This window comes from Mesonia maritima (assembly GCF_042433895.1).
GTDB classification, from domain to species: Bacteria; Bacteroidota; Bacteroidia; order Flavobacteriales; family Flavobacteriaceae; genus Mesonia; species Mesonia maritima.
Genome location: NZ_JBHLUA010000012.1, coordinates 877,781 through 897,621, shown reverse-complemented (window position 1 = coordinate 897,621; position 19,841 = coordinate 877,781). Strand labels below are relative to the sequence as shown.

At 30.3% G+C, this 19,841-nt stretch carries 18 protein-coding genes; all 18 read right to left on the bottom strand.

The window, feature by feature from the left end; all coding sequences use genetic code 11:
* Window positions 1-2 precede the first annotated feature (2 nt).
* Complete coding sequence (locus ACFFGL_RS11015) at window positions 3-503, bottom strand: hypothetical protein (protein WP_309726055.1); 501 nt, start codon at window positions 501-503, stop codon at window positions 3-5.
* Window position 504: 1 nt separating this feature from the next.
* Complete coding sequence (locus ACFFGL_RS11010) at window positions 505-939, bottom strand: type IV pilin protein (protein WP_309726057.1); 435 nt, start codon at window positions 937-939, stop codon at window positions 505-507.
* 32 nt (window positions 940-971) lie between these two features.
* Entirely contained in the window at window positions 972-2,111 is a 1,140-nt protein-coding gene (locus tag ACFFGL_RS11005) for a type II secretion system F family protein (RefSeq protein ID WP_309726059.1), read from the bottom strand.
* Window positions 2,112-2,114: 3 nt separating this feature from the next.
* Window positions 2,115-2,492, bottom strand: a complete 378-nt coding sequence (locus ACFFGL_RS11000) for a hypothetical protein (protein ID WP_309726061.1) — start codon at window positions 2,490-2,492, stop codon at window positions 2,115-2,117.
* A gap of 82 nt (window positions 2,493-2,574) precedes the next feature.
* Window positions 2,575-2,928 carry a hypothetical protein gene (locus tag ACFFGL_RS10995; RefSeq protein WP_309726063.1) on the bottom strand — a complete coding sequence of 118 codons (354 nt, stop codon included), beginning with the start codon at window positions 2,926-2,928 and terminating at the stop codon, window positions 2,575-2,577.
* Window positions 2,925-4,001: a hypothetical protein gene (locus ACFFGL_RS10990; protein ID WP_309726065.1), complete on the bottom strand. Its 1,077-nt coding sequence runs from the start codon at window positions 3,999-4,001 to the stop codon at window positions 2,925-2,927. Before ACFFGL_RS10990 ends, ACFFGL_RS10995 begins: the two co-directional genes overlap by 4 nt.
* A gap of 2,139 nt (window positions 4,002-6,140) precedes the next feature.
* On the bottom strand, window positions 6,141-7,085 hold the full coding sequence (locus ACFFGL_RS10985; RefSeq protein WP_309726067.1) for a hypothetical protein: 945 nt from the start codon (window positions 7,083-7,085) through the stop codon (window positions 6,141-6,143).
* Window positions 7,078-10,374: a hypothetical protein gene (locus ACFFGL_RS10980; RefSeq protein WP_309726069.1), complete on the bottom strand. Its 3,297-nt coding sequence runs from the start codon at window positions 10,372-10,374 to the stop codon at window positions 7,078-7,080. Before ACFFGL_RS10980 ends, ACFFGL_RS10985 begins: the two co-directional genes overlap by 8 nt.
* Window positions 10,364-11,044, bottom strand: coding sequence for a condensin complex protein MksE (locus ACFFGL_RS10975; protein ID WP_309726071.1), 681 nt, complete (start codon window positions 11,042-11,044; stop codon window positions 10,364-10,366). The genes ACFFGL_RS10980 and ACFFGL_RS10975 overlap by 11 nt, the downstream gene beginning before the upstream one ends.
* The gene (locus tag ACFFGL_RS10970) at window positions 11,017-12,336 is read right to left on the bottom strand and encodes a hypothetical protein (protein ID WP_309726072.1); all 1,320 of its coding nucleotides are present in this window, start codon (window positions 12,334-12,336) and stop codon (window positions 11,017-11,019) included. Before ACFFGL_RS10970 ends, ACFFGL_RS10975 begins: the two co-directional genes overlap by 28 nt.
* 12 nt (window positions 12,337-12,348) lie before the next feature.
* Window positions 12,349-14,160, bottom strand: a complete 1,812-nt coding sequence (locus ACFFGL_RS10965; protein WP_309726074.1) for an ATP-dependent helicase — start codon at window positions 14,158-14,160, stop codon at window positions 12,349-12,351.
* A gap of 1 nt (window position 14,161) precedes the next feature.
* Window positions 14,162-16,246 (bottom strand): ATP-dependent nuclease, encoded by a 2,085-nt coding sequence (locus tag ACFFGL_RS10960; RefSeq protein WP_309726076.1) that lies wholly within the window; start codon window positions 16,244-16,246, stop codon window positions 14,162-14,164.
* 227 nt (window positions 16,247-16,473) lie between these two features.
* Window positions 16,474-16,962: a hypothetical protein gene (locus ACFFGL_RS10955; RefSeq protein WP_309726078.1), complete on the bottom strand. Its 489-nt coding sequence runs from the start codon at window positions 16,960-16,962 to the stop codon at window positions 16,474-16,476.
* Window positions 16,963-17,116: 154 nt separating this feature from the next.
* Window positions 17,117-17,359, bottom strand: coding sequence for a helix-turn-helix domain-containing protein (locus ACFFGL_RS10950; RefSeq protein WP_309726080.1), 243 nt, complete (start codon window positions 17,357-17,359; stop codon window positions 17,117-17,119).
* A gap of 205 nt (window positions 17,360-17,564) precedes the next feature.
* Entirely contained in the window at window positions 17,565-17,957 is a 393-nt protein-coding gene (locus tag ACFFGL_RS10945; RefSeq protein WP_309726082.1) for a hypothetical protein, read from the bottom strand.
* A 1-nt stretch (window position 17,958) separates the two neighbouring features.
* Entirely contained in the window at window positions 17,959-18,834 is an 876-nt protein-coding gene (locus tag ACFFGL_RS10940) for a relaxase/mobilization nuclease domain-containing protein (RefSeq protein WP_309726084.1), read from the bottom strand.
* A complete protein-coding gene (locus tag ACFFGL_RS10935; protein WP_309726086.1) occupies window positions 18,806-19,141 on the bottom strand; it encodes a plasmid mobilization protein in 336 nt (111 codons plus the stop codon). The genes ACFFGL_RS10940 and ACFFGL_RS10935 overlap by 29 nt, the downstream gene beginning before the upstream one ends.
* 319 nt (window positions 19,142-19,460) lie before the next feature.
* Complete coding sequence (locus ACFFGL_RS10930) at window positions 19,461-19,751, bottom strand: helix-turn-helix domain-containing protein (protein WP_309726088.1); 291 nt, start codon at window positions 19,749-19,751, stop codon at window positions 19,461-19,463.
* Between the last annotated feature and the right edge of the window lie 90 nt (window positions 19,752-19,841).

Genomic DNA, 19,841 nt, shown 5'->3' with positions numbered 1-19,841 from the left:
AGTTAAACCATTAAAAAGTTAAATTTATAAAATATTTCTTTCCCTAAACCCCATGAAACTATCTTCAGTAACATAAGTAAACAGGCTAGAATTCCTGCCAGTGGGATTAACCTTTGCTTCACATACTCTTTAAAAACCAACGAAAATAAAATTGCCAAAATCATTCCGGTAATAAAAAAAAGAATATAGCTATGTAAACCAAATAATGGTGTAATCGCAGCAAAAAACAATATATCCCCAAGACCTATGTGGTGACTAAAAGGGTCTATTATTTTTTTTTGTCTTATTGAAATATAACTCCATACCCCCCCCGTGACAACAACAACGAATAGAAATGGCCGTAAAAAGGCTAACAACTCTTTGTCAGTTATCCAAACCAATCCCAAGGCTACAAAAAAAATCCCAACAATCAGAAGGACATGAATTTCCCTATACTTAAAATCTTGATATACAATACCCCCTAACAAAACCAATAATAGTATATTTAATATCAAAAGTTCCATATCAATCTTTTACCACCTCTTTTAAAAGTTTGTTCTCATCTATTTCCCAAACATTAAATATACCATCCCCATCAAAATCCGATAGAGCAGTCGCTTTGGCTTTAAAACTATTGGTTTCGGCCTCAATAATTTCAATTCGATATACGGCCTGCCCTCCCTCTTCTATAGTTAAGGCAGGTTCAAATCCCAAGTCCTCAAAACTTGACGTATATTTTGAATATCGGTAAAAATGGCTTTTTTGCAAAGCATGTAGGTGATTGAGCATAGTTTGTGCTTCAATGGCTTTTGCTTGGCTGATAACTGATGTTTGATTGGGTAATACCATTAAAATCAAAATACCAATGATACATAATACCACTAAGATTTCTGTCATGGAATAAGCCTTTAAATAAAGTTTACGAAGCTTTCTATTTTTACAATTTAATCTTTTAAACATGACTTATATTTATTTTGAATTAATACTCTGAACTAATTTCCTCCAATTACTTCACTTAAATCAAACATCGGAGCATACATAGATATCATAATAACACCAACAATTCCACCAATTATTAAAATCAACAATGGCTCGATAACCGTCCCCATCACTTTTGTTTTATGGCTGACTTCCTCATCAAAATGATTAGCTAACCTGAGAAACATTGCATCCAACTGGTTTACCTGCTCGGCAACTTTTACCATAGAAATCAGGTTAGAGTCAAAAATATAAAATTTTGTTAATGAATTTCCAAAAGTTTGTCCTTTTTCAATGTCATATGCTATTTTATCAAGTGCTATTTCTATCGGATAAAAGCCTATCATCTTTTTTACTAAGTGTAATGATTCGACCAAAGAAGTTTTAGATACGAGCAAAAGTGCCATCGATTGACAAAAACGGGTAAGGTAAATCTCTTTTACAAGCTTTCCGAAAAAAGGAATTTTTAATACAACTCTTGAAGTAATCTTCTTATACATATTTTTATTCCTAACATATCGGTATAAGATAAACAATAAAAATAATGTAAGGATGAAAAATATAAAAAAGGTATTGAAATTATCTGATAAATAAATCACCGTTTTTGTTAGTGACGGCAATTCCTTGTCAAATTGGTTAAATACTGATTCAAATAATGGTACTACATAAGTCAACATAAAGTACAGCGTTCCGAAGGTCAGTACTAAAATAAATATTGGATAAGCAAGTATAGAAATGATTTGTTTTTTCAATTTAACTTTTCTTTCAAAATATTTCTGCAGCTCTTCGAGAGTAACATCCAACATTCGGGTTTCTTCTCCGATCTTTACACTAAAAATTTCATAGGAGGAAAATTGTTTAGTGACGCTCATAGCTTCATAAAAAGCTTTTCCTTTGACCACTTGTTGTAATAATGTATCGATAACCCCTCTTATAAAAGTGTTTTTTTGCTGCTCCTTAACAATTATAAGTGCTCCTTCAAAATCAATTCCAGCTTTTAAAAGTATACTTAAGTCTTTATAGATAAAGGTCTTCTTTTTATCACTTAGTTTTTTTGATAACGTCAATGACTTTTGCCAAAACCCCGTATTTTTCTTTTTAAAAGAAGGTTTCTTTTTATCTTTATTTTGTATGTAACTGACATCTATACCCACAAATCAATTATTCAAAAAGTTGGAGTAATAATTTTTATAAACGTATAATGGTGCGCTTTCACCATACAGTAGTGCTGAAATTTGCATTTCATCAACTAGTCTTAAACCATCACTATGTTTTTTCTGACCATTAACATAGCTCAATTGAACATCATTTGCCAGAATGGTGTCTTTGCTTACCAAAGACTCCCTAATCAGGTAATGCCCATCATATCTATATTCTACATTTCTCCCATCATAAAAATACACCTTAACTTTACTGTTACTAAAAGCCTTTACTTTTTCTGATATATAGAAATCCTCTTCAAGGGTTGTTTTAAAACTATTTAGTTTAAAATTTTCAGCTTCGGTCCTTACATATGTTTTTAAGTTATGTTCCATATAGCTATACGTTAAATAAACCACTGATACAATTATACCTATTAAAACCATGGTTATGACCGTCTCTAATATGGTATATGCTTTAATCATTAATTTTATGGTTCATTAAAAGTTCATATGTATATTTCTTATGTGCTGTCTTCACTAAAAAAGATATTTTTGAAAGCTTGAGGTTTTCTTGATAATCCTCTACTGTTTTTTCAATCGTATATGTTCCATATTCTTTATAGAAAGGAGCAATATCATTATTCATCCGAGTTTCATGAAGAAGTTCTGTTATTCTCCGCTGGATTATATATTTTTTAACTGGAGGGTCTCCATCGATTATATTCATGTAAACCATGGTTGCGGTAAGTATACAAATACTGATGATTACCATGGCAATAACCGATTCCGCAATTGAAGATGCTGTTAAGCTATATTTAGTAAATCTCATATTTTTTTTACAAAAAGTATTTCTTCTGAATCAAGAGGTTGGAAAAAAGAATCTTGAAAAAAAGAACCCGGCACCTTATCAACCAGTATATGTCCGTTGTATATCAAATTTTTATATGCTGTTGTAGTCGTTTTATGTACTAATGCTGAAGCAAAAACACTTCCGTTCACAATACCATAGAGAGATAATGTTCCATCACAATAAACCTCACCGGTCAACTCAGCTTTCTCCTTAATAAGAATCGTATTTTGTTTTTCCAAAGACAGCCCACCACCCTGCATAAAAACCAAACCTGAAAAAACAGATTCTCCCTCAAAAATTATGGATTTTTCCATAATATGGTTTGAACCAACAGTAATAATAGACGGATATTTTAAAACTACCTGAGGTTCAACTATTACTCCTTTAGAAGCAAAGACTTGTGCACTACCTTCAAAACCATTTTGAAAAATTATTTTTGGGGCTTCGAGAATAACATCCTCTAATATTACCGACGAAGAAATAATCAAGGTATCTTGGGATGTGACCATAATATTCCCTTTAAGCTTTAGGTTTTCCAACTTGGTATTGACTTCTATAACTTTTGTAATTTCATTAAATCCATTGATTACGCTATGTTCATTAATTTCATTAATATCTAATAGTTCATAATTTTCAGGGTATCCTATAGTCAACTCAGAGTGTTTCGGAAATACTTTCTGAGAATTGAAGACACTTCCGTTATGAATAGGCTTTTCAAAACTATTATTATCAATAGTAATTGTTTTCAAACCTTTTTTTGGAATAAAAATATCTCCATTGATGCGAGTTCCCCCTGAAATTTTAAAATCTTCATCATTATCCCTTAAATATAATGCAGGTGTATTCTTATTTCGTTTATTAGCCACAAGGAAATCTTGTCGTATACTATCCTTTTTAAGCGATGAAATTATTGTCAGTTTATCAAAAAAACCCCATTTTTCCTTCACAAAAACAGTTTCTATTTTTTCATTTGGAAACAAACGTATTTGTTTATATGATTTCAAATTTTCAAAATTCGCTTTGGCATAAGATGCAGCAGATTCATTATGCATAATTAATTTTTTCCTTAAATCAAAATAATTATTCAACTCAAGACTAAAGGAAAAAATCTGCATGATTATATAACAAAATATACCTACTAAGAGAAAAATAAACACTGCATATGCCAAGGACGCTGCTTTCAACATAACTTTAACTGTAAAACATTTATCAACATTAAAAATGTTGTTTTAATTAAATCACACAGACCTAACTTATTTCAACTTATAATCATTAGCTATACTATAAATAATTATGAACAATTTTATTACTGAGAATAACTACTAGAATTCAACTTTATAAATGTACAAAATAAATTTTACCCCCAGCAAACTAAAACCGTTAAGCATACAAAAAAACTTCACATTAATCCGTATTGCGGGGCGAGCTATCACATAGGACCGATTTCATACAAAATTAATATGATCTTCAGGCGACAACTTGTTATCGTTTAATTTGTTTTTTTAATCCAATTATCCATGCATATATTTATTATTGTACATTTAATAATACAGTTTTATTTGCTTGTCATTACGTATAGGTCTAATTCATTTTTAAGCGGATTTAGATTGTTTTTTTAGTATTTGATATTTGCCAAAATTTTTGAAGAAAAGCATTATCAATCGCCATTCAAAAAACTCACCCTCTCAACCACTAATTTGAGTAGGTTAAAGTTAAAACTTTAACTTTAAATCTGCGCGACCTCACCTTTCTTTTTTCTTTTAAAGCTTTTGAAACCACTTCTGTTTTAAAAGAAAATATATTTTTTCAGTGTCATATTCTCAAATTTATTATTTAGACTAATGGCTTATTTTTTGAGTATCTAAATCTATAATACCCTCTAGCCATCAAGCAAGCAAAGCTGCACTAGATAATGTACCGAGTTTTAGAAAGTTAAGTATTCGTATGCAGTGAATAGCTAACTGGAGTTAGAATTTAGAAAACCTCATCTTATTCTTTTGAATACGGAGAAATAAAAAGATCATTTACACCACTAAGCTTACCAAGAAACTCAAAAGTAAAACCAAAAAATACACAATCACATTATCTTTCACCACTGATGAGACATTAATAAACTTCACACTTCAATAAAATAGAAGTCCTAAGAAGTGGTTACAACCTATCAGGAACTGAGGAATTATTTTAAGTCAGTTTCTCAATATCTATAAAAAAAGATCAGACTATAAATAAGTCCTACTTCCAGTTATTTCAACTTACACATTTTACAGGACAGTATTGTAAGGGTTAAGCTTTTAAATCTATTTTCAACCTCAAATCGTTGCTTATTTATTTCTAAATTCAAAGTCAGTGTGCAACTCTATTAAATAGTTTAAAGCTTGATCTTTTTTAAACTTATGATCCAAACTCATAAATTGAGTCAATATCCCCTTATGCTTTCTTAAATAAAATATAATGATACCTCAAGACTTCTTCTTAGATTTAATAATCTAATTCATCGTCATTGAACTACCTGGGTCATCCCAACCTAATTCAATTTCTTTTCTTAAGTCTTTTATGACTTTTTCACGATAGATGCTGTGAAGTTTTAGGGCATCCCGTATTACCTCGCTACTGTTTTGTGATATTCTCCGAAAGCAACTTGCTTAGAGATATGTTCTTCTTGTTTTTTTGTGAAACTTATTTGCATACTAAAATAATTTTAATTCTTAAAAAAGTAGTTTTTAATTTATCCCTTTTATTTAAAAATACGCTTCAAAAAATAGATAATTAATATAGATTTTTTCTAAAAATATCAATGACAGAGCTTATCACTTGCGTCTTGAGTCTTAAATCTTTTGAAATTAAATCTTTTTTGTCGCTTGTTCAACAGGCATAATGTCAAGTGTTAAACTACCAAAAAATAGTCAATGTCTGTAAAAATTGAGGATTATTCTAGGTCAATTCATAAAGATCTAAAAAAAACTGAATTAAATTAAACAAAATAACAGTTTTTAAAATATTTAAAAGCGGGTGTTATAATTAGTAGATACACCAAGCTTAAGATCTCTGGTGCCGCGAGGCATGAGATTTCTCGCTTCTCTCCCACACAAATGAACAAACTAATTATTTACCTATAAGCAAAGTTAGCTTTTCGTGGTTTAGATTTATACTAAACATGTGCTATGTTTTTTTTGAAGTAATAATATTACCTTTTATTTTTGGATAATTTCTAAAATCATTGAGTGCAAATCATTAGATTCTTCTTCAATCCATTCTTCATTTTGAATTAAGTCCTTTATGAGTAATAACTCTTTTTTAGAAAAAATTTCCGCTTTTAAACCAGATGTTTTTTTTGTTAAATCCCAATGGCTATAGTGATAATCAATATAGGTACTTATTCTTTTATACTGTTCATTTGGATATAATAGCTGAATATCTTTGTTCCGCTCTTTAAGTTTAGCCTTTATTCTCGAATAAATTTGTAAACCAGCTAAATCCCAATCACAAGAATAATAGATTGGCTTTGAAAGTTCGAATTCATCTATATCATCAATAATGGCTATGTTATTTCCGCCAACGTACCACAATTTAGTTTGTGTTTCTTTGGCAATCCAAGGTTGCTTTAGAAATGATTTATTTTCGCACATTATGACAGCTTTAGGGTGGGTGTTATCGATTACCAATCGCCACTGGTTTTCTTTTTTATCTAGCGGAAATTGTGAGATATCCAAAATTTTAAAAACTGCTTTTCTTACACTCGTTCTATTTTTAAGATATTTTGAGGTGTCAAAAAACTCATTTGAGAAGTCTTCGATATTTGTTGGATTGCTCTTTAGTTCTGCTTTGTTTTCTGCAATTAGCATTAGGGTTTTTATGTCCTCAATTGTAAAAGCTTTGTTGGCGGTTGGCTTAATATCATTATCTATTAGAAACTTCTTAGCTTCTTCAAAGGATTTCTTGAATTCTTTTTCGTAGAACGTCTCAAATTTATCAGTAGAAACAATAACTTTTATGTTGTCTGGCTTTAAGTCTAGGATGCCTTTGTCGTGTATAAGGTAGTTGATGTAAGGATGGCCTTGAACTAAAGCCCTAGTTCTTTTATGCCGATACAGATCATCGAGAGCTTTTAATTCTTTCCAAGTAATATTTTTATTCATTATTTGATAGTGATTCTATGTATTGGTCAATGTCTTCAGTCACTTCATCAGAGAATATGCCGAGAGGTGGAACGAAGCTGTCAACATTTGCTAAATTGTTCTCGTTCATAATGTAGATATATTGATCGCTTTCCGTTATTTCGCCTGCGGTCTCAATTGCCATTGTAATAATTTGATATTTTTCTTTTTTTGCAAGTTCGTGTAGCATATCGTAATTACTTCCTAAACCTTCAGCTTCGTCAATTGGCATAATTTTTAATCCTTTTTTACCTTTTTCTTCAATTAATGACAATCTGGCTAGGCACAATAAAGCATTCGCCGCATATGTTTGACCGCTACTACCAGAATTAACCTCTTCGTTTCCGAGTTTTAACTCAAACACTAAATCAAAATAAGATTTTGGGTTCATTAAGTCTTCCGGTTCAACTTTGGTACTACCTCCAAGTTTTTGAAACGCTTTAATCATCATTTCGTTAATGTCAATTTCTTCTCGAAGTTCACTAAATAGACCTGTGTAATTCAGTTGATTATGCAGTTGTTTTCTAAACGTAGTAAGCCAGTTCTCCGGATAATGAATTGATTTTTTAGAAGTCAGTGATGCCTTATTTCCGCCAGTGATTCCTCTGTTTCCCTTTTTGAGATAGTTATCAATTTCATTAATTTTGGTAAGGTATCCTGTATAAACTTTATAGACATCATTAAATATGCTTCCCAATATTTCTACTTTTCTAGAACCAATTTCTTGAATATCCTGTGTCAGTTTGCTTAACCTTTCAACAATATCATTTTCAATTAAATTTTCATCAACTTTGGTAGTAGGAAATACAGTCGGTAAGAGATAATTTGCCAATTGCCCTATTGAAGCCGTTTCGTCATACGGAAGGTCTTCGGTTATAATCTTTAGGTATTGAATATATGCTTGTTGTGCACTATTAGCTTTTGTCTGCATAGAGCTATTACCGCCATCATCAGGGTTTGCAACTTCATCAATATTTTCATCAAACTTAATGGCTGATCTAAAAAGTTGTTCATTTAATTCTTTGGTTTCCTCTATTTGATCTTGTGCTAATGTGAGTTGTTCTTCCTTCTGCTGTGTATCTCTTTCCAGGTCCTTGATAGAATTTGAAACCTGATGCTTTAAGTCATACAGTTTCTGTTGATTAATAATGTCTTGGGTATGCGTTTTGAAAAATAAATTTTTATCAAAGTTCTTTTCTTTTAGGCTTTTTTCTTGTTCTGCCAGATGTTGTTCTTCAGATACAATTTTTTCCTCTAATAGTTCAGCATCAATAGAAGTCTCATCTTTAAAAAGTTCGGCCTGTAGTTGTTTAATTCTTTTCTGGTGGTTTTCTAGTAGGCTCTTTCTACTTGTAAATTCCTCATATTCCTTTTGTAATGAATTATATTGCTTGATGATGTTATTTTTGTCTTTGTATGCCCGCATATGAAGTTTAAAAGAATCTTCTGTAAGGCTTTTTATGCTACCGTCAATTTTGAAATTAAGTAATTCGTCTTTTCTTTTAAAAAGTCCAATGTGTTTTTCAAGATTACTGTACCCAAATAATGTTTTTTTAAGATGTTCTTCATTTTTCTTCTTAGCTATAACTCTGGACAATTTTTTTTGAACACCTTCTTTTAGTTTTGATAAGGATTTTATAATTTCATTTGGGTCTTCGACATTTAGAACTTGATGTTCTGAATACGTTATAAACTCATACACTCCATCCAGATTGAGCCAAAAACCGTGTTCGCTTTTATCCTTGATATTTGAATTTATATTGTGAAAAAGTTGTTCTGGAAAAGGGACATATCTATTGGAGTTTTCTTCTGAAGTTTTGATTTTACCATATTTTTGAAAGTAGGTTAAAACACTTTCAAGTATATGTGAGAGGGGAAATTCAAGATTATCTATAGCCCAATAGACCAAAGATTCAGAGTTGTTCAGGTCTGAAAATCTTGACAATGTTTGCAATTCATTTATTTCTTTTTCTAATTCCTCAATTTTTTTGGGATATGCTTTGCTTTCTTTATTGTAGTCAATTAACCAGTTGGATGTTTTAAAGACATCTAGAATATTATGAGCAGAAAGATAATCTGTGAATTCTTGTAAGGCTGATTTATTATTATCCTCTGCTCGTTGCGATGAAAACCATTCATTCACTTTTTCAATATCATTATCGTTGGAAACAAGCCATTTTTCTGCGACTTCAATTTGCTTTTTAGTATTGCTTATATATAAAAACTTGGTTTCAATGTCACTTTTGGAATCATCTTTCTTGGTTAATTGGGTAACTTTTTTCTTAGTATCCAACAGCTCTTTAAGGCTTTCTATTTTTAGTTTCAAAAATTCATTGTTGACAAATTGTAGTTCATTCTTTTTGAGATTTAGCTTCTCATCTATTTTGAGTTTATTGGCAGTTGTTTTCTTCTTAAAACTGTTCCAGTAACTGAATTTTTTTATTAGGTATTGCGCATAGACGGTTTTGTAGTTTTTTTGCTTTTCAAGTAAAGTTTTCAGTAAAACTTGCTTGTTATTTATTAGTTCTATTTCTTCAGAATACCTTTTGTGTTCGTGGAAGTCATTACTTATATTTTCAACTTCTTCATTGTACTTTTCAATTATTGCGTTTTTTTCGTCATCACCGAAAAGGAATTTTTTTAAATCCTCTGATTCTGTTTTAAAACCTTTTCCCCTTGAAAAAGACCTTAAGATATTTGCATATGTTTTGAGAGTTTCATCTTTAGTTAAATCTAAAGACAGGATTGAATTTTCATATATGATTTGATGGTAGTGCTTTCTTCTAAAAGATTTTATTCTGGCAAATTCAACCCTATCACAAAGATTCTTAAGTGTGTCAATCTTGTTGCCTATCAACAAATCCTTATTAAGGATAGGTTTGCTTAAAGTAGTTAAATTATCCCAATCATAGCCGTTTTGAATAATGAACATTTCAGCTGCATTACTCGTCCCTTCAATATAAACTCCAATGACAATGTATTTTTTTGGACTAATCTCAATATTCAGAAAAATATATCCTCTAGACGTTGAATGACCTTTTTGGGAAATCAACATTCCTTTGACATCTCTTTGCTTATTGCCTTCGGTCGCAGACTTAAATTCACTTGAACCAACAAGAACCAATTGTATCATATCTGCTATCATACTCTTTCCACTACCACTTTCTCCACTAAAGTCTGTTCTGTATGGGTGGAAAAGATAATCAGCATTAAAGTGCTGCTTAACCCCTATTGTAGATAAGCTATATATGCGTGGGTAATTATTCTGCATCTTTCATTTCCTTTATTAAATCATCAATACTTTCAATTTGCGGTTGGTAATTAATGCGCAAGCGTTCAAAGGATGGCATTACTTTAAATTTATCCTTCTCGTCCTCTTTTTCCCACATTAACCAGCCCAAATCCCCGAATTTTTCAAAAGACTTGGTAATTACTGTTTCAAATCTTTGGTCACTCAAATCTGTACTTTTATCGGAAGAATTATCGTTAATTAACTTTCTTAATGCATTTTTCTGTTCTTCATATTCTTCATATAATAAAGTAGTAAATTCAGATACGCTGTCCAGTTCGATGTTTCCGTCTAGCTTATACATTTTTAAGAACAACATTCCTATAATAATATATTCACTTTTTAAGTAATCTCGATTTTCAGAGGGCACTTTGCCTTTGCCATCTTCATTGAAGTTTAAATAGTAATAATTGTTAAAATCAGAACCTTCTTTTATAAGATTTAAGTTGAAAAAGTCTTTATAATAATCTTTAAGGGATTCGTAGTTCTCGGACTCGTTTAAAAACCTATATAGGTTCACATTTAAGGGGTATTCCCTTTGAATATGGATGCCACTTCTAAGCGTATAATCAAGCTTAGCGAAAATGCCTTTTGCCCTCTTATTGTTCAAAAAACTATACGTTTCTATTTTTTCTGAATTGTCATCTGCCATAAGGATATTCCTTTTTTTGCGGTATTGTGTATTGGTTCTTTTATGATATCTATGTTAAATTTATTTCTATATGTATTGTTCTTTCTTATAATATTATGGGCTGTTTTAACAGCGATTGTGAGTTGGTCTTCTTCTATAACTTTAAAGAAAAAAGGGGTAAATTCGAGAATACATATTGTTTCCAATTCTTTAAATGCCAAATTAGTCCAGTAACGTATCCTCTCTTTGTCCCGTTTCCATTTTAAGGTCTTTTTCAATAGTTCTTTTCTTTTATTGATATTGACCGTTCTCTCAATCACTTCGACAGGTAGTTTCGGGCTTATTTCCCTTATGGATATTACATTGAATCTAAGGTTGTGAGTTGTGGACTTCACAGCTAATTTGGAAAGATTATTAGGAAGCTGGATTTTTTTTGAGCTTCCTTCTCTAATTACAACTGATTGTTGTAGCAGGTAGTCAATAAATTTGTTTGTTTTTCTATCAAAATTCTTTTTGTTAAAATCATAAATGAATTCTCTAATTCGCGGCTTTATTTTTTCGATTCTTTTGCTTACTTGCTCTAACTGGCTTCTAGAATTATCGTGAAAATTTTGAACCCTATGAATATTTGAGATATAATTTTGCCCTTTGTTTTCTTCAAGAAGACCTAGTAAGAGGTCATCAATGTCATAGGAAATCTGAAATGCATTTCTTAGCTCAGAAGCTTGTTCCTTAATTACTTCTAAACGTATTTCAATACCTTTAAGAATATCGAGTACACCTTGGTCTTCAGAATTAATTCCTGTTTTAAAAGCCTTTACAGATTCATTAACCTGTTGATCTAATATTTCTATTTGCGAAGTAAGTTCGGGAAGTCTAATCTCAAAATGGTCTTCAATCCATTCATTAAAGTCTCTATTTTGCTCAATGTTTTCAGTGAGACTTTTGTGCAATTCAGCAAAGAACCGTTTAATTTTTGCTGGATTGTACTTTTCGATTAATCGCTTTTCTATATTCTGACAAAGCTCTAATCCGTATTTTTTAAACTGATAGGTTTTCTTAGTAGCATTTCGCCATAGGAAAGATTCTTGAAACCTTAGAATTATAGCATTATTTCTATTGTATTCTGTTCTTGGACTCTCATTGCCCTGGTCTTTAAAGACCTTGGTAATAGTTGATATTATATTTTCTTCTGTAAAGTCTTTATCCTTATATTTTGCATATAGAGACAAAAGAATCAATCCTTCATTTTTTTCTGGGATTAATTTTTCATATTGGTCTTTTGCTTCTCTATATAAATTGAAACTATCCATCCATTAAGCGATTTAAGGATTACCAATAGTTGAAACATTATTTTCTCCAAACCAACTTCTTATAGCTTTCATTGCTTGGGTTTCCATTTCGGATAATCCCAGAACAACTAATTTTTCCTTAGCCCTTGAACAAGAGACATAAAATAAATTTTTAGAGCGAAGCTTTCTCTCCGGTTTCTCCTCTGTATTATTGAAAAAGTTTTGAAAGTTATACATCTGCTTCCAAGAAGTATCATCAATTATTACGAGAACATTTCTATATTCTTCTCCTTTTGTACCATGCTTTGTTGAAAATACATTTTCGTTTTGTGAATGTTTAAATAAGTTTATTACTTCCTTGTACTGAAGTGAAATTAGAGTGTTAAAAAAGGCTGTGTCCTTAATTATTTTCTTTTTTTCATCTTCATCGTTGATGTCATCTAAATTAATTTTAGCTTTCTCAATGAGTTTTTTTGTACCTTGATTAAAAACTATGAGACCTTTGGATTCAACAAAATCTAATACGTCTTTTACTGTTTTGGACTTTCTTATTTTTATTAACTCATCAATCTTATCAGTTATTTCTTTTTTATCTTTATGATGTTTTAGGTTTGTTGATAAGGCACTATTTTTTTTCAAAAAAGAAATTAAATTCCCATAATCTCTTTTCTGATAGAATTTAATCAGATTCTCAATGCCTATTTCTCGTTCTATTGAAGTTTTTTTATCTATCGTTCCAACAAATAAAGTTGTTAAAGGATGGTCTCTTTTTAGTAATTTGTCGTTAGCCATTTGACCATATCTTTTAGAATAAACCTTATATAATTTGCCAAAGCCTCCTCTTTGAGAAACTCTACTATTAGCAATTATTAATATTTTATCATCACTATTTTTTCCAAAGTTCCACCCCTTATCTTCAAGCGTTTTTTTTACAAAATCATAGTTACTGTTCTTAATTGGAATTAATGATTTCTCATAATCAGTAATTTTTTGTTTATCTGCTCTAGGGGGGTAATTTTCACAGTTTATAAACTCAACACTTCCTAAAACAGTATCTTTACTTTCAGGAATTTCTTGTTTTATATTATCCCTTACATTGTTAAGCAGTTTTATTACTTCTTCGGAACTTCTATAATTTTCTTGTTTAGTAATTAAGGTAATTTTATCCTTATCCACATATTCCTGCAAAGAGCCAATACCCGTATCATAAATTTTTTGATAGGAATCGCCATAAAATCCAATTATCAGCCTGTCTTTATTTCGTTCTAACAAATAGTCAATTAATGAAATAACTGTATCTTCCGCAGTATCTTGATATTCGTCGATAAAGATATACGGGTATTTTGCAGCAATTATCGATGTGAGTAATTCATTTGCCCTAAACATTTTTTTAGACAGTAATATTAAATCATCATGTCCTACTTTTCCTTGTTCAAAATCACTAAAAACCCAATCATCGTATTCAACTGTATCAATTTCTTCCTGTAAATCTAGTAATGCAATTTTGTGAGGTTTTTCGTTATGCCTGTCTGTGTTAACATTATCAAATTCTATAACTAATTGTTTATTAAACGATTTTATACAATCCCAAAGAAACTCATGAATAGTTGATACAATAACTAAAGGGTTGTTTTGAATTCTTTCTATAATTTGATTTTTAGCGACATTTGTATATGTAATACAAACAATTTTTTGATTGTTATATTTCAGAGTTTTAGATTTACTTTGAAGTAAGTAATTTAATGTTTGAATTAATGCGTATGTTTTCCCAGAACCTGCACCTGCTTCCAACACAAAGCTATTCCTATCTATAATTAGCTGTTTAATTTTTTCGAATACTTCCATATCACTCCTCCTCATTAGAAATTACTGCTTCAACAGGTTCTTCTAGCTTTATTGGTTTTGCTAGCCACATTAGTCCTTCAGAAATATATTGGGGAACATTCCAGTTGCCATATTTATCTTCTGGAAAAGACATTAAATCAAAAGTAAAATTAGTTTTAGCACTTGAAGTTACAGGTGCCAAATCATATGCTGTTTCAGTATCTAATTTATCCAAACCTTTACTCATAAAAAGAGAAAATTCTTTTGCTGGTTTAAAGCTCGCATCATCAGGTTGAGGTTTTTTTGTCTTAAGAAAATCTAGATTAGCAATTATAAAAGCTTCTTCTAAACTTCTACCTATTTTACCATTCTCTTCTATTTGATATGCAACCCTTATTATTCTAGAGTCTATTTTATCTTTATCAGTAGTTTCAATTAATTCTGTTATAGTTGACTTTTTTGGCAACCAGTTTTTTAGCGTTTGATTAGAAGTCAATTCTCCATTCTTTCCGCTATTTACAGCACATTTTTCTCCGTTTACACTATCTATAGAATCAATATCTGTGATTATTAAGGTTTTTAAATTTAGGAACTCTAGTATTTCTTTAAATTTATGAGTATAAGCACCTCCTACTTCTAATATGCTAACATATTCTGTTACTAAATCAGGAACTACTTTTCTAATCATTTGCGGTAATAACATTCTTTCAGTAGTACCTTCTACAATTATAACTTTATCAGAAAAGAATAAATCTGATTTATGCAAGGTTAAATACTGGCGCAGAAATCGAGCAGTTTTTTTTTCCTCGGCTAATTCTAAAGTATTAAAGTCTTTAACTACAATTGTGTCATTAACTCTATTGAAATATCTTACACGTTTAAATCCTTTCTCTTTATCAATACCAGCTTCCGATAATATATGAGATGAATGAGAGGTAATAATTAGTTGCACAAAAATCCCATCTCTTTGAGCATCATTCACAATACCTTTGATTTGACTTATAAATACTTGCTGCATTTGAGGGTGCATATGGGCTTCTGGTTCTTCTATTAAAACCGTTAGAAATTCTGAAACTTTCTCTTCGTTTGAGTTTCTAAAATGTTCAATAAAACTGGCCAATTCTAAAACCATAAATATTAAGTTGCTGTAGCCTAGCCCGTTATAGCTTTCTGGCAAGTCTATTTCTTCTTGTTTGTAGTAATACTTAATATTATTTTTCATTACCGATTCAGAGTCAAATTCAGAAGCAATGGAAATTTTAGGAATCGTAATTGGCGTTTTAGCTCCAAACCTTTGCAGATCCTTTAGAATTTTATCTAGAACAGCATCATATTTTTCTTTTAATGTCTTTGAAATCTCTTTCAAAGAATTCTCTACTTCTTTAACATTATCATCAGTTCTGTCTCTTTCGTTATAATATTTTGAAAAACCTACCGCTAAAGTTTTATTACTATCAGACTTTTTATCATCTAATATTCTCATTGCTTTTATCTCCTGAAATAAGACTATTTTTTTAATCTTTTCTCTAAAACCTATATCTATTTCACGTATATATTCGGAATTAATATCTTTGGCAAAGCACTTTACTTTAAATTTTGATTTTATATTATCTTTTAAATACTTAAGGATATCTATTGTTTTATCTTCTCGGTTATGGAATGCTTCCAATAAACCAATAGAATTAATAGATTCAAATGAAAGTAAAACACAACCATCATTTCTGCTTTCATCCAAATCTGTAATGAACTCACTTAAATTAATTAGAGAATCTTTTAATTTATCATATTCAAACTCGATTTGTAATTGAATTTTTGGGAAAACTTTTCGAATGGCTTTTTCTATCTTTTCTTTTTCTCTTTCTAAAATGTCTGGATTTAGAGTTTTTTTATACTCGGAGTAAAGTCTTTTAAATTCACTGTAAGATGATTGAGAAAAATCTTCAAAAGACAATTTATCTTCGGAAGAAAGAAAAACTTTGATAACTTCTAATAATGATGTTTTTCCTGTATTATTCCTACCAACAACTAAGGTAATATCTTTTTCTAAATTAATAGATACATCTGATAGTAGTCTAAAATTGCGGACTTTTATGTTTTGAATTCTCATAATAATTAGAAATAAAAAGGAAATGAAATATGATTAGCTATTAAGTTTATAATGCTTATAGTTATTTTAGCACTCTAATATACAAATTATATAGTTGAACGATTACGGTTTTATATAACATCTTTTTGCGGGCTAATTATAACCCAAGAGATAATATTAGTGACTTTGGTATTGTTCTCTTTTCTTCTTGCGGTTACAAAGCCTAATTTGATTTTGCACTCTATTATTTATAATGCTTTTTCGCACAGTTTTAGCAATATCGCTTTTTCTTCAGTTGTTAGTATTTTAGCACGACGTTCTTTCTCTTTTTTTGAAATATGATTACCAACATAAGGGTTTAGTAAAATAGATTTTGATTTATCCAATTTGACCTGAACAATTCTATTTAATTCTCTTTCAAGTTCGTTTATCTTTTCTCGATCTCTTATCCGCAATTCTTTTTTTGAATCATATTTATCGAAATGGCAATAAAAATATTCATAATCATAATTTTCTGTATTGGAAATTGAATTTCTAATTTGAGAATGAACTTTATTGTAAGAAAAATGATTTCCTACTCTCGAAATTACAGGATTACAACCGTCTCGATTATCTCCTACTTTTCCTACATAAAAATAGTTTCGCTTATCCTTCTTTTTTGGTTTTGCGACAAAAATATATACTGCCCAATTTCTTTTAGTTGAGTGTCCAGGTATTTTGAAATATCCTAATTCCATATTGTTTTAAAAATTATAAATGAACACGTATATCATAATAGTCAAACAACAACTAGTAGATATTGCTATCAAATTTATATAACTAACTAAAAAGAAATTTATATTAAAATTGTAAGAATAGCATCTAAAAATCACTACAACTTTTTCTTAAAAGTTATTTATCAAATGACAAAAGTTCAGATGTGCTTATTTCAAAAGCATCAGCGATTCTTTTCATCATTGAAATTTTCATTTCTTGTTTTCCTAACTCGTATTTTCTAAGATTTTGAGCGTCGATATCAGCTTTAAATGCTATTCTCTCAATACTTAAGCCTTTCTCTTTTCTTAAAGCTCTAATATGTTTTCCGAACTCTATACAGAAAAGAGGTATTTCTTTTTTTTGTTTACGCTTTGACATAGTTCAAATAGGCATGCAAGCGGTCTTTTTCAACGAATTGAAAATAGCAGGTTGTTTTCTCAAGCTTTTTTATGTATTTACTCATATATCAAAAACAATCAAGCTGAGTGCTATTTATGAAAAAAGGGTTAGACTCTAAATAAAATCCAACCCCTGTTATTTTTTCAAACACTTTATGTGATAGTATCCTAATAAAATTATTGAGTCATATATGCCTCCAACCAAGAATAACTCCCACTATACTAAAAAGGATAATATAAAAAAGATACACAGCTCTTTTATAGGAAAGAGGGTCGAGTGTAATATGTCTTATACATTCAATTTCTGTGGGAATTTTACTTAAATAATGCTCCACACTACTATTATAATTATTCATTTCTTGGAGGTGACTTTTCATTAGTATACTGTGTGATTTCAAAACTTCAACGTGATTTACTAAATCTTCATAAACCTTATGAGAGACTTCTTTCATTTCACCTGTTATCTCGTTTAATTCCTTATTATCCTTTAGCAATTCTTTTTTCTCCTTTTCTTCCTGTTGCAAATAATCAATTAGTAAACTTAATTTTTGTTCGATATTTTTGATTTCTTTTTCCATATTAGAGAGTTTTTCCTTTACGTTTATTTTTTTTCTTTTTCTTTTTTCGGTTTAATTCTTCTTGTTCTTCGTGATATTGTGTTTGTTGAGAAGTTAAAAGCTCTTCTGCAGTCCCCAGAACTGTTTCTGTTAGATCTTTTAAACTCCTACTGGGCTCAATTAGATAATAAGAGTTTGAAATGTTTTGCTGATTTAAACTTAGCCGATCCTTAATACCTTGTAGACTGTATTCTCTCGCTATAGCGCTTCCTTTAACTTTTGCTCCGTTTGTCTTATTTATAAAAGAGATTCCTCTCCCCGTAAGTACTTTGTAATTTTTTTCAGACATCTTTCTTTTAAAACTTTTCAAATCCATACAATCCTGTAAAGCTTGCTCTATAAGAGTTTTCAATTCACTTTTCATTTCATTTTTATTTTCCCCTTTGATATTTGAAAGTTGTTGCAAACCATATTTTTTTTCCAATTTTCTACAGGTTTCCAGAGAACGCATTCCCGTACGAGTTGTTCCCAAAGCTTTTCCATCTCTCGTAATTCTATTGAGAGCAATATGTATATGTTTATGGTTCTGCGTGTCGGGATGGCGAATAGCTATCCATTGTTCAGCTTTTCCTTCAAAAAAACTTTCTATAAAATCACGACAAATCGTATCAAGTTTTTCATTATGAATTTTGTCCTTATTACCAAATGAAAGAATGATATGAAAGTTTTGTTTTTTACATCTTGAATTAAAAGATTGCCTTTTTTTAAATTCGTTGGAAATGTATTTAGGGGTAGAAATTGGCAAGACTTCATTGCTATCCATTACTAAATGTTTCTTATTAGTAAGGTAATTCATTAAGCCAGAAATGCTATGATTGAGTTTCACTTTTGCGATCATAATACTGATTGATTTTCTGTACGAGCTGTAACAGTTCATTAATTATTTCTTGAATTTTGAATTGTTCAGAAAGCTGAAATTTCTTCTTATATTTAATCAGCATCCAAAGGTTTCTTCCAATTATTGAAAGTTCGTTTTTTAGCTTTTCTGCTTGTTCATCTGGCTCCCATTTGATAGGAATGGGTTTGTTTAAAGTAGCTGAAATTACTACCTGTGTGATAGAGGTTTCATACTTTTTAGCTTTCATTTCAATGGCGGTTTTTTCAATTGCCGTCAGGCGTAATTGTATTCGATGATTTTTTTTCATTTGTATGAGCGTTAGCGAATAATCTTAGTTTTTGTACTCACGTTAGGGAGTGCAAAAACACCACTTGCTGCAACTAAAAGTTGCCCAAGCTTTATAAAAGCTTGTTTATTCCCTTTTTGTTTAAATAAAGTCCATTTTCGAAAACAAAATTCTTATTAGAACTTTTACCAAAGAGGTCCATAAAATTTTAAAAGGGAAAATTTATCAATGATTATTCAAGAGATTTTAAAATCGTAATTTTAGGTGCTATCTTCTTCTTTAAAAATTCAGTTTAAAAAAGTTTTCTGAATTTGCTTCTGAATAACAAAAGGGAAATAAATCACCTTTTTGAATCTATCATTTTATCGACATCGTCAGCTTTAAAGTAAACCCGACCTTCGATTCGAATAGGATGTAAAATTCCCTTTTTCTCCCACGCGTAAATGGTAGGTCGACTGGTTTTAAAAATTTTTAAAACTCGTGACATAGTGTAAAGTTTTTCCTTTTCCTCTTTTTGCGTTTTTTCTTCGCTCGATAATTTTTCAAATCGCATTTGTAATTCTTCATACCGTGTGAGTGGTATAAATTCCTGCATTCCTTTTTCCGTAACAAGCATTAATTTAGGTTTCATAATTCAAAATAATTTAATGTTAACTGATGTCAAATGTAGGAGCAAGTAATAGTGAAGAACAAATGTTAGGGAATTGTAAATTTCAATTCC